This is a genomic window from Pseudomonas emilianonis, from assembly GCF_023072625.1.
Classification (GTDB): domain Bacteria; phylum Pseudomonadota; class Gammaproteobacteria; order Pseudomonadales; family Pseudomonadaceae; genus Aquipseudomonas; species Aquipseudomonas paraveronii.
This window is the reverse complement of the sequence record NZ_JAKNRV010000198.1, coordinates 1-9,488: the sequence shown is the minus strand read 5'-3', so window position 1 is coordinate 9,488 and position 9,488 is coordinate 1. Positions and strand designations below refer to the sequence as shown.

13 protein-coding genes and 1 pseudogene are annotated in these 9,488 nt (G+C 61.6%); 7 read left to right on the top strand and 7 right to left on the bottom strand.

The genetic code is table 11. The features are described 5' to 3' along the window. The first annotated feature begins 316 nt into the window (after window positions 1-316). Both L9Z73_RS18820 and L9Z73_RS18815 read left to right on the top strand, forming a co-directional pair. The gene (locus L9Z73_RS18820; protein ID WP_345894171.1) at window positions 317-547 is read left to right on the top strand and encodes a hypothetical protein; all 231 of its coding nucleotides are present in this window, start codon (window positions 317-319) and stop codon (window positions 545-547) included. A 21-nt stretch (window positions 548-568) separates the two neighbouring features. Then, the gene (locus L9Z73_RS18815; RefSeq protein WP_247403930.1) at window positions 569-898 is read left to right on the top strand and encodes a DUF6388 family protein; all 330 of its coding nucleotides are present in this window, start codon (window positions 569-571) and stop codon (window positions 896-898) included. A 44-nt stretch (window positions 899-942) separates the two neighbouring features. On the opposite strand, the gene L9Z73_RS18810 is transcribed toward L9Z73_RS18815, so the two are convergent. After that, window positions 943-1,764: an aldo/keto reductase gene (locus L9Z73_RS18810; protein ID WP_247403927.1), complete on the bottom strand. Its 822-nt coding sequence runs from the start codon at window positions 1,762-1,764 to the stop codon at window positions 943-945. A gap of 106 nt (window positions 1,765-1,870) precedes the next feature. Here L9Z73_RS18810 and L9Z73_RS18805 point away from each other — a divergent pair, with 106 nt between their 5' ends. Then, window positions 1,871-2,365 carry a DUF1543 domain-containing protein gene (locus tag L9Z73_RS18805; RefSeq protein ID WP_247403925.1) on the top strand — a complete coding sequence of 165 codons (495 nt, stop codon included), beginning with the start codon at window positions 1,871-1,873 and terminating at the stop codon, window positions 2,363-2,365. A gap of 138 nt (window positions 2,366-2,503) precedes the next feature. On the opposite strand, the gene dapF is transcribed toward L9Z73_RS18805, so the two are convergent. Both dapF and L9Z73_RS18795 read right to left on the bottom strand, forming a co-directional pair. Then, window positions 2,504-3,307 carry a diaminopimelate epimerase gene (dapF, locus tag L9Z73_RS18800; RefSeq protein WP_247403922.1) on the bottom strand — a complete coding sequence of 268 codons (804 nt, stop codon included), beginning with the start codon at window positions 3,305-3,307 and terminating at the stop codon, window positions 2,504-2,506. 25 nt (window positions 3,308-3,332) lie between these two features. After that, window positions 3,333-4,919 carry a L,D-transpeptidase family protein gene (locus L9Z73_RS18795; protein WP_247403916.1) on the bottom strand — a complete coding sequence of 529 codons (1,587 nt, stop codon included), beginning with the start codon at window positions 4,917-4,919 and terminating at the stop codon, window positions 3,333-3,335. A 39-nt stretch (window positions 4,920-4,958) separates the two neighbouring features. On the opposite strand from L9Z73_RS18795, the gene L9Z73_RS18790 reads away from it, so the two are divergent. Together L9Z73_RS18790 and L9Z73_RS18785 are read left to right on the top strand one after the other, a co-directional pair. Further along, complete coding sequence (locus L9Z73_RS18790; protein WP_247403913.1) at window positions 4,959-5,672, top strand: murein L,D-transpeptidase catalytic domain family protein; 714 nt, start codon at window positions 4,959-4,961, stop codon at window positions 5,670-5,672. A 30-nt stretch (window positions 5,673-5,702) separates the two neighbouring features. Beyond that, entirely contained in the window at window positions 5,703-6,449 is a 747-nt protein-coding gene (locus tag L9Z73_RS18785) for a creatininase family protein (protein WP_247403911.1), read from the top strand. A gap of 39 nt (window positions 6,450-6,488) precedes the next feature. Here the strand turns inward: L9Z73_RS18785 and L9Z73_RS18780 are convergent, their stop codons facing one another. Beyond that, window positions 6,489-6,830: a hypothetical protein gene (locus tag L9Z73_RS18780; RefSeq protein WP_247403908.1), complete on the bottom strand. Its 342-nt coding sequence runs from the start codon at window positions 6,828-6,830 to the stop codon at window positions 6,489-6,491. Between the two features lie 34 nt (window positions 6,831-6,864). Next, a complete protein-coding gene (locus L9Z73_RS18775; RefSeq protein ID WP_247403905.1) occupies window positions 6,865-7,509 on the bottom strand; it encodes an ATPase in 645 nt (214 codons plus the stop codon). A 132-nt stretch (window positions 7,510-7,641) separates the two neighbouring features. Between L9Z73_RS18775 and L9Z73_RS18770 the strand changes: the two genes are divergently transcribed. Next, entirely contained in the window at window positions 7,642-7,908 is a 267-nt protein-coding gene (locus tag L9Z73_RS18770) for a hypothetical protein (RefSeq protein ID WP_247403901.1), read from the top strand. On the opposite strand, the gene yfcF is transcribed toward L9Z73_RS18770, so the two are convergent. Together yfcF and L9Z73_RS18760 are read right to left on the bottom strand one after the other, a co-directional pair. Continuing rightward, on the bottom strand, window positions 7,883-8,515 hold the full coding sequence (gene yfcF / locus L9Z73_RS18765; protein ID WP_247403898.1) for a glutathione transferase: 633 nt from the start codon (window positions 8,513-8,515) through the stop codon (window positions 7,883-7,885). The genes L9Z73_RS18770 and yfcF overlap by 26 nt on opposite strands. 96 nt (window positions 8,516-8,611) lie before the next feature. Continuing rightward, complete coding sequence (locus L9Z73_RS18760) at window positions 8,612-9,172, bottom strand: DUF924 family protein (RefSeq protein WP_247403896.1); 561 nt, start codon at window positions 9,170-9,172, stop codon at window positions 8,612-8,614. 121 nt (window positions 9,173-9,293) lie between these two features. Between L9Z73_RS18760 and L9Z73_RS18755 the strand changes: the two are divergent. Next, window positions 9,294-9,488: pseudogene (locus L9Z73_RS18755) on the top strand (hypothetical protein); the annotation flags it as partial.

Here is a 9,488-nt window from a genome sequence, read left to right as displayed (position 1 = left end):
TCGCCCTATCACCGTGGGTGCTCAGGATGGCGCAAACACTGTTCAAACTGCGCTTCACCGAGCGTCTGGCCGCCTTGGCCAGTTTTGCGCTCGTACACCTGCGTTTTAAGGTGCCTCAGCACGATCACTGACGCGTTCGCTATTGAGCAATGGAACTTTCTGACAAGAACCAATCCCTAAGCCAGCTTCAAGAGGTAAAATCGGCGACGTTCTCAGGATTCCCTGATACTCCAACCAGGGAACAGGTTGAAGTCGCAGGCAGCAAGGAGGTTGGCTTGAGATGCAACACAAGTGGTCGAATACAATGCACCCACTGATGTTTAACGCCGTACTGTGGTTATGTGGGGTTGCGCTGCTCTATCTGATCAAGGCGCTCGTAGAAGTGTTTTCAGGGCCCATCAGCGAAACCTGGATGGACCTGACGCTGGTGCTGACGGCGTACCTGTTACTCTTCGTCCTTGACCCCATACGAACCAGGATAAACCGCCGCCTGCACAAACGCGCCCGGCGTAAACAGGCTCGCCAGGACACCGGCACGGGTGCCTGACATTTTTCTAGGAGCAAACCTTTGTCCCAACCCGGCGATACCCATCAACTCGCGCTGGACAGATTCCTGCATGAGCACCCGGATGTACTCACCCAACTGGACACCCTGAACCCGCTGGCCGCCCAGGCCAAAGGCGAAACCCTGGCGCAATATCGCGCCGAACGCCTGCATGAAGCGTTCGAAGCCGAAGCCGAGCGCCTGGGGCTGTTTGCCTGGGAGCTGACCCTCAAGCTGACGGCCGAATCCGCCCAGGCATTCGAAGCGCAACGCCTCGAAGTGCATAGGGAAGTGGCGCAGATGGCGGGGATGAGCTGGGACGCATACTGTGAGCTGCATGGTGTGAGCGGCTGACACCGCATGCCATGAACCCGCAGTGCCACGCGGGTTTTATCGCGTCACACCATCGCCAGCGGATGCTTGCGCTTGGGCGCCCCGAACACCCGGTCGATGGCATCCAGGTCGTGCTCGTCCAGCACCAGTTGAGCGGCGGCAGCGTTAAGCCGCACATGCTCCGGCGTAACGGCCTTGGGGATGGCGATCACCCCCTCCTGGCGCAACACCCAGGCCAGCGCGACCTGCGCGGCAGTCGCCTGATGCCGATGGGCGATCTGCTTAAGGGTGGGGCTGGACAGCAACTCACCGCCTTGCGCGATCGGACAGTAAGCCATCAACGGCAAGTGATGTTGTTGCCACCACGGCAGCAGGTCGAATTCAATGCCGCGCTCTTGAATGTTGTAGAGCACCTGGTTGGTCGCGCAGGCCGGTGAAGCGAGTTCCTGCAGGTCTGCCACGTCGAAATTGGATACACCCCAGCGGCCTATCTTGCCGGCCTCGCGCAAACGCTCGAACGCTTCGACGGTTTCTTCCAGCGGGTATTGACCGCGCCAGTGCAGCAGGTACAGGTCGATGTATTCGGTGCCCAGCCGTTGCAGGCTGGCGTCGCACGCACGGGGCACACCCGTGCGACTGGCGTTATGGGGGTAGACCTTGCTCACCAGGAACACCTGCTCGCGCTTGCCGCGAATGGCCTCGCCGACCACGCTTTCGGCGCCGCCTTCGCCGTACATTTCCGCGGTATCGATCAGGCTCATGCCCTCGTCGATGCCGCACTGCAACGCCGCGACTTCGGCGCGGCGCCGGTCCGGGTCTTCGCCCATGCGCCAGGTGCCCTGGCCGATGACTGGGACGGGAACACCGGCCAGATCGATGGTTCGCATGACAACCTCCTGATGTGTTCGCGGGTTAACAGTGTGGCATTCACCGGACAAAAGGGTTCAATCGAAGTATGGTTGCCCTTTGCCAAATCGCCGGGAAGGGCCTGCAATGCTGTTTGTCGTAATGCTCGGGGGTAAGCACCCACGGGCCAGGATCGAAGTCCATGACGTGGTATTCGCCGTGGCGGATACGCTGGACGCCACCTACCCACAGTTGCGCGACGCCTGGTTTGGCAGCCCCAAGGGCGTGCACATCGATTCGTGGATGGCGGTCGATGGCGTCGACGGCTGGAAAGTCGAGCTCAGCCACTTGGCGCCCCAGGCCGGCGCGCACCACCTGTACTTCATCAACCTGGGCGGCTATGAGGCCAACCGCTTTGGCGAGGCGCATCACTACCTGCTGGTGGTTGCCCGCGACAAGAAGGAAGCGACGTTCAAAGGCAAGCAACAGCTGCTGCGCCACTGGTCACAGGCCCACACCGACGGCGTGCTGGACATCGACGACTGCCTGCCCATCGACCTGGTGGACGGCCGTTACCTTCACCTGGTCCAAGGCCAGCACCGGCCGGTGATCCAGCAGAACGACTACAGGGTGCTGGCGTGAGCGCCATGGCCGGATAGCTCATTTCATGAGAGGGGGAGCCTGCTCTAAAGTGCAGTGATGTTGTTCAGAATGATCGCGACGGCCTGGGCTGGGCTCATAGGGGTTACCTGAGGATTCATCGCAAGGCGCAACTTTATCCTATAGACGCATGGCGATGCCGTGCATGATCGGTTCCACGCTCCCGGTCAACACCACGCCGCCCTGCCCGTCCCACTGCACGGTGAGCGTGCCGCCGTCACATTGCACCTCAACGCTATCGTCAAGCAGGCCGCGTCGAATTCCGTTCACCACGGCGCCACAGCAGCACGAGCCGGACCCTAGCGGCACCCCGCCCCCACGCTCCCAGATACGCAGGCGAATATGCCCGCGATCAACAACCTGGACAAAATGCACATTGGTCCTGGCGGGAAACAGCGCGTGAACTTCCAGTGCCGGGCCCAGGGTTTCTACGTCGACGGCGGCCAGGTCCGCGACAAAGAAGGTGCAATGGGGGTTGCCCATGCTGCACGCCGCGGGGTTGCCTTCGAGTGGCAACCGCAGGGTGTCCATCGACTCGGCCAGCGGCACTGTTTCCCAGCCCAGCGATGGCGCGCCCATATTCACCGACACCCGCCGCCCCGACTCACGCACACATGTCAGTAAACCTCGGTCAGTACGCAGCACGATGGAATCGGTGCCGGCTTCGTGCATCAGCCGGTCGGCCACACCGCGCGTGGCGCTACCGCACGTTTGCAGCGGCGTGCCATCGGGGTTCCAGAACTTGATCCGCGCGGCGGCGTCTGCACAGTCGAGCACCACCGCCAACTGATTGAAGCCGATGCCGGTGTGACGATTACCGAGGCGGCGAGCGAGCTGCGCGGTGATCGGATCATCCAGACCACGGCGATCGATGATGATGAAATCGTCGCCATGCGCGTGCATCTTCACGCAAGGCAGCGTCATGGGGTGTGCTGTGGACTGTGGCAAATCAGAGCACGCTCCCCATCGCCTTCATCAACACCAGGTCGCGCCCATAAATATCCGGCGCATACACCAACCCACCCTGGCGATCCACTTCCACGGTCCAGTACCCGAGCAACACCGGCACCGGCGTGGCCAGGCGGAATTCATGGGTCACGCCGGTGGCCAGCAATTCATCGGTGCGAGTGCGTTCTGCCGGGGTCACCAGCAGGTCGCGCAGCAGCAAGGGTTGTTCAACCCGCACGCAACCCGAGCTGAGCGCGCGCGGGCCTTTGGTGAACAGCGGTTGGCTGGGGGTGTCGTGCAGGTACACCGAGTACGGGTTGGGGAAACGCATGACGATCTTGCCCAGCGGGTTGCGCGGACCGGCTTCCTGGCGCAGCAGGATGTTGCCGGGGCGGGCCCAGTCGATGTGTTCGGGGGCCAGCGGGCGGCCCTCGGGGTCGAGCACTTGCAGGTTTTGCTGGCGCAGGTATTCGGGGTTGAGGCGGATGGCCGGGAGCTTGTCCTCGCGCATGATGGTGGGCGGGATGGTCCAGGTCGGGTTGAGGGTCAAGCGGGTGATGCGCGACTTGAGCAGCGGCGTCTGGCGTTCGGCGCGGCCGACCTGCAGGCGGGTTTGCCACACCGGGATGCCACTCTGATAGACGCTCAGTTGCGCGGCGGCGACGTTGACCAGCACGCCTTCGGGCTCCAGGTCCTGGCTCAGCCAGCGGAAGCGCTCCAGGTTGATACGCAACTGTTCGCGGCGCATCAACGGGCTGATGTTCAGTTCGGCCACGGTGCCGGCGCCGATCACGCCGTCGGATTGCAGCGAGTGGCTGACCTGGAAGGCCTTGACCGCCTGCACCAGTTCGTCTCGGTACTGCTTGCCGTTGCCCTTGGGTTCGCTGGCGAGGTAGCCGCCACGATAGAGGCGCCGCGCCAGTTCCGGTACGCGCGGGTCTTCCATGCCGGGGCGCAACAGCGGTCCACTGGCGACCGCATCCCAATGGGGCAACGGCTGCTGGCGCAGCGTGGAGTAGACGTTACGCAGGCTGCGGTATAAATCCGCAGCGGGGCGGGCCTGGTCGAAGGCTTGCGCCATGTCGTGCAAGCCCGCGCTGGCGAAGGCCAACACCTCGGTATCCGGGTCGCGGGTGGGCGGCTGGGAATGCCACAGCGGTTCGAAGCGCGATTGCTGCAGGCGCCCATAATGCAAATCCTGCAGGGCGCGCAGGTACTGCTCGCTGGTGCCGATATCGCTGCACAGCACGTTGGCCGCGGCATCCGCCGAGGGCAGGCTATAGTGGGTGGGGTCCAGGCCGTCGTCGGCCAGCATCAGCAACTGCGTTTGCAGTGCCTGGCGGCGTTCGGCGGCGGCCCACAGCGGCACATCACCCTGCTGCTGATAGAACGCCTGCAGGCGCGCCAATGTCGCCGCGTCGATGCGCGGGGCAAGGCTGGGGCAGACGCTCGGCAACTGCGCGAGGGCCTGTTGCACCGGGCTCGCCGGAATCACCGGCAACGCGTCCATCAGCACTTCGTCGGCTGTTGCGACCAGCGGTGCAACGAGCAAGCAAATGCTCAAGTAACATGCGTGTTTTTTGAACAATAGCTTTGCTCCAATCCACAGTGGGGGGATGTACTGTAGATGCTGACTTTTATGTGCCGCCTCGGCCTGATGACCTTGACCGTGGCTACGCTGAGCACCGTTGCGCTCGCCGCCGACGGCAACCCTGTTTCCTTGTATAGCAGCCTGGCGCGCTCGGCTCCAGAACTCAATCCCGCTGTACTGAAAAGCGCGCTGAACGCAGTGCAGTGCGCGGTCAATAATGGCGAGGATCGTTCCGAGCGCCTGGCCGTGATTGACTATTCCCAGCCTTCGACCGCTCGTCGGCTATGGATTTTCGATTTGCGCAAAAAGACCCTGGTGCTGCGCGACCTGGTGGCCCACGGGGCCAAGTCCGGGGAAAACTTCGCCACCCAGTTCTCCAATCGTGAAGGCAGCCACCAGTCCAGCCTGGGCCTGTTCCGCACCCGGGAAAGTTACCTGGGCACTCATGGCTACTCACTGCGCATGGACGGCCTCGAGCCGGGCTTCAATGATCAGGCGCGTGACCGGGCCCTGGTGATTCACGCCGCCGACTATGTCAGCCCCTTGTGGAGCAAGCGCGAAGGCCGTATCGGCCGCAGCCAGGGCTGCCCGGCGGTGCGCCCGCAGGTGGCGCGCCAGGTGGTGGATAAACTCAAGGATGGGCAGTTCATGTTCTCGTGGTACCCGGACCAGCGCTGGTTGAAGTCTTCGACCTACCTCAACTGCAAACCCCAACAGGTGGCGAGTAGTCGTACAATCCGTGGCGGTTAGCCTGTCCCCACCGATAAGAGAGAGCGTCGCATGCTTCTACATAAGTCCACCTGGATCGAGATCGGCCGGTTTCTGGAGCGCAGCCGCACGGTGGTGATCCCCATCGGCTCCAACGAACAACATGGCCCCACCGGCCTGTTGGGCACCGACTGGATGTGCCCGGAAATCATCGCCCACGAAGCGCAAAAGCACGCTGACATCCTGATCGGCCCGACCTTCAATATCGGCATGGCCCAGCACCACCTGGGCTTTCCCGGCACCATTTCGCTGCGCCCATCCACCTTTATTGCTGCAATTGGCGACTGGGTACGTTCACTGGCCGGGCACGGTTTCGACAAGATCCTGTTTCTCAATGGCCATGGCGGCAACATCGCTACGATTGAAGCGGCGTTTTCCGAGCTGTACGCCGAAGCCAGCTTCGCCCGCCAACCGGCCGGGTTTGCGCTGAAACTGGTGAACTGGTGGGATCTGGAAGGCGTCAACGAGCTGGCTCACCGACAGTTCCCGGTCGGCCACGGCAGCCATGCCACGCCGTCGGAGATCGCCGTGACGCAGTGGGCTTATCCGGAGTCGATCAAGTCCGCCGATTATTCGCCGCAGATCGCCAACACCGGGCCGATCCGTGAAGCGCTGGACTTCCGCACGCGTTTCCCCGACGGGCGCATGGGCTCGGACCCGGCCCTGGCGACCGTGGAGAAAGGCGGTGAGTTGGTGGCGTTGGCAGCTCAAGGGCTGATCAAGGTTGTCGACAGCTTCAGTCACGAAGCAACACCTTAAACCATAGCCACGGCCACAGGGTTTATCGGTGGCCTGCGGTTACTTGCACTCTTGCGCCGTCAACTCCAGGCGCGACGGCGTGATGGTCGACGCGAGCGGCTTGCGCTCATACAGGAACACCTTGGTACCGTCCTGGGACTTGTAGGCCTCCAGTACATCATCGGCGGCAATCTTGCTGGTCAACACCACCCTGGCGTGGCGCGAGTTCTGCGTCACGGTCGAAGTGATGTTGTATTTTTCAAGTTTTGGCAACACGCACTGCATGTAACCTTCGGGGGTCTTGGCGGTTTGCAGGGCCAATGTCGGAGCATTCGGAGAAGACACACAACCGACCAGTAACAAGGAAGCAAAGGCCGGGGCCGGGGCGAAAAAATAGCGCATAAAAATCCTGACTATATAAAAGGAAACGTTCACATCAACCCGCTCGGACTAACGCCTTGAGCGACACATCAAATTGCTTCAAGGCATCGAGCTGGACATCACGCTGCTGCTCGATCTGCGCGGCAATCTCCGGGGCGGCCTTGTCATGGGCCCACACCGACGACACTTGCTTATGCACCGAGCCTTCGGCCTTGGCGATGTACTGCAGGTTCGCGTCATAGAAGCGCGCGATAAAATGCGCCTCGACCTGATCGTTACGCGGGGTCAACAGTTGGTTATGGGTGTCGAGCATCACCACCACATCGGGGTGAGCCTGCACAAGCGCATCCAGCGTGTCGTAAACGGTCACCGACAAAAACGTGCCTTGCAACGAACTCATCAACCAGTCGATGGCCAACTCCGGGTCGGAGCTGTTGACGAACGCCTCGCGGATGCGCCCATCGAGGGCATCCCTGGCGCCATTCAAGGCCGTGTCGTGGTAGCGTTCAAGGTAGCTGAGGTTGTCGACCGTGTTTTCGCTGTACAGCACCCCCACTGACTGCTCGTGCCGCAGGGAGTCTACGCTAGCGCCGAGTGATAGCAAATGGCCTTCACGCAATTCATCGGCGATTGCCGGGTTGATCATGACCGCAGTGCTCATCATCAGGGTCATTAAAGCCAGTTGAATAAACGTCCTCATCGCGCGATTTCCTTGAACTGCGTCTCGATGGGGCGATTTTCCGCTTTTCCTGAAAAAACAAAACTTGCAATCCTCGATGATGACTATTATCTGAACCAATAGTGCTTACATAAAATCTATAAGGACCACGCTATGAAACCCCACCAAAAAACCTTCGACCGCATCCGCGAAGCCGTATTGCCGGAGTACCGCGAGCGGGTTGCCGATTACCTGGTCGACTATGAACGTGTCTTGCAGGACCCGACGGCCGACTCGGACGATGCCCAAGCCAGCGCCCAGCAATTGCTGGGCTACCTGCGAGGGTTGAACACCACTCGCGTGCTGGGCATGGCCGACTGGGAAGAGCTGGACCGGCGCGTAGCGCAGGAATGGCCTAAAGCGCGGGCCTTGGCAGATTGACCCATTCCTGCACCGATGGCCGCTGCCATTGGCGTTGCGCGTAGTCCACCAACTCGGCCGGTACGCTGTCGCCGTTGAGGATCAGGCGGTTAAGCATCACCGCCAGGTCCAAATCGGCAATCGACCACTCGCCGAACAAGTACGCCGGATTACCCGCCAACAGCACCTGCGCCGCACTGACCAGGCGGTGTGCGGCGGCCTCGGCCAGCGGCGACAACGGCGGCATCTGCTGCCCATAGAACACCACCAACGTCGAACGCTCCTGACGAATCGGCAGCAAATCGCTGCGCAACCACGCCTGAACCTGCCGCGCCCTCGCCCGCTGCTTTGGATCGGCCGGGTACACGGCCGTTTCGGGGTAAGCCTCGTCCAGGTATTCGCTGATTGCCGAGGACTCTGACAGGGCGAAGTCCCCGTCCACCAACGTCGGCACGCGCTGGGTCACGGACAGTCGGGCAAAGTCGTGCGTCTGGTGTTGCGCGGCATCCAAATCAAGGACCACGGTGTCGAATGCCAGACCTTTTTCGCGCAGGGTGACGAACACCGACATCGCATAGGGGCTGGCGAACAGCGAATCAACGTAAAGGCGCAGCGCGGCTTGGTTCATGACGGATCTCCTTGAGTGAAAGCCCACGCTACGAGATCGGCGGCGATAAAGACAATGCGCTGTTTTTATAGGGGCATTCCTCGGCGGAATAGCGGTTTAACCGGCAAACCCGCCCTGCTCCAGAAAGGCCCGCTCTTCACCCGTGGTCAGCCTGGCCAGCACCTCATTGCGATGGGGAAAGCGCCCGAACTGTTCGATGATCCGGGCGTGTTCCTTGGCCCAATGGAACGTGTTGGCGTCCAACGGCTGGTTGAGGACCAGGGAGCGTTGCTGGTCCTGCACGTTTTCAGAATGCTCAAACGGCAGATAGCAAAACGCACGCAATTGCGGCTCGATCAATTGATCCAGCCCGGCATCTACCATGCGCCGCGCATACAAGCGCGCCAATGGGTCCGTGGCAAACATATGCGCCGTGCCGCGAAACGCGTTGCGCGGGAACTGATCGAGCAGAATCAGCAAGGCCAGCGCGCCCTGCGCCGAGCTCAACCAGCCCTCCAGCTCACGCCGGGCCGCTTGCAGATGAGTGGCGTAGAAGGTGTCGCGAAACGCGGCGTCGAACGCAGCGTCCTTGGCGAACCAGCGCTTGGGGCCGGCTTGCGTCCAGAAGTCGACGACGGCATGCGGGGTATGGATTGCCTCGGTGTGTTGCTTGCTCATCAGCAGCCTCTTCCAGTGGTAGGCACGAGCGTCCTCGCCCTCAGTGACAACACGCAGCAGTGCGCATAAATACGTTATAAGATAACATCCGATTTTCGTCCTGCCCTTGTGAACATCGACCATGAATGACGCTGTTCCCTTACGCCAACGCCTACTGTCCATCGACGCCCTGCGTGGTCTGGTTATCCTCATCATGCTGCTCGACCACGTGCGCGAGACCTTCCTGCTGCACCGTCAGGTCAGCGACCCGATGAGTATCGACAGCATCGAGCCAGCGCTGTTTATCAGCCGCACCCTCGCCCACGTGTGCGCGCCG

Coding starts and splice junctions, on each gene's coding strand:
- L9Z73_RS18820 (WP_345894171.1), top strand. CDS start 317: ATGTTTAACGCCGTACTGTGGTTATGTGGGGTTGCGCTGCTCTATCTG.
- L9Z73_RS18810 (WP_247403927.1), bottom strand. CDS start 1,764: ATGCGAACCATCGATCTGGCCGGTGTTCCCGTCCCAGTCATCGGCCAG.
- L9Z73_RS18805 (WP_247403925.1), top strand. CDS start 1,871: ATGCTGTTTGTCGTAATGCTCGGGGGTAAGCACCCACGGGCCAGGATC.
- dapF (WP_247403922.1), bottom strand. CDS start 3,307: ATGACGCTGCCTTGCGTGAAGATGCACGCGCATGGCGACGATTTCATC.
- L9Z73_RS18790 (WP_247403913.1), top strand. CDS start 4,959: ATGCTGACTTTTATGTGCCGCCTCGGCCTGATGACCTTGACCGTGGCT.
- L9Z73_RS18785 (WP_247403911.1), top strand. CDS start 5,703: ATGCTTCTACATAAGTCCACCTGGATCGAGATCGGCCGGTTTCTGGAG.
- L9Z73_RS18780 (WP_247403908.1), bottom strand. CDS start 6,830: ATGCGCTATTTTTTCGCCCCGGCCCCGGCCTTTGCTTCCTTGTTACTG.
- L9Z73_RS18775 (WP_247403905.1), bottom strand. CDS start 7,509: ATGAGGACGTTTATTCAACTGGCTTTAATGACCCTGATGATGAGCACT.
- L9Z73_RS18770 (WP_247403901.1), top strand. CDS start 7,642: ATGAAACCCCACCAAAAAACCTTCGACCGCATCCGCGAAGCCGTATTG.
- yfcF (WP_247403898.1), bottom strand. CDS start 8,515: ATGAACCAAGCCGCGCTGCGCCTTTACGTTGATTCGCTGTTCGCCAGC.
- L9Z73_RS18760 (WP_247403896.1), bottom strand. CDS start 9,172: ATGAGCAAGCAACACACCGAGGCAATCCATACCCCGCATGCCGTCGTC.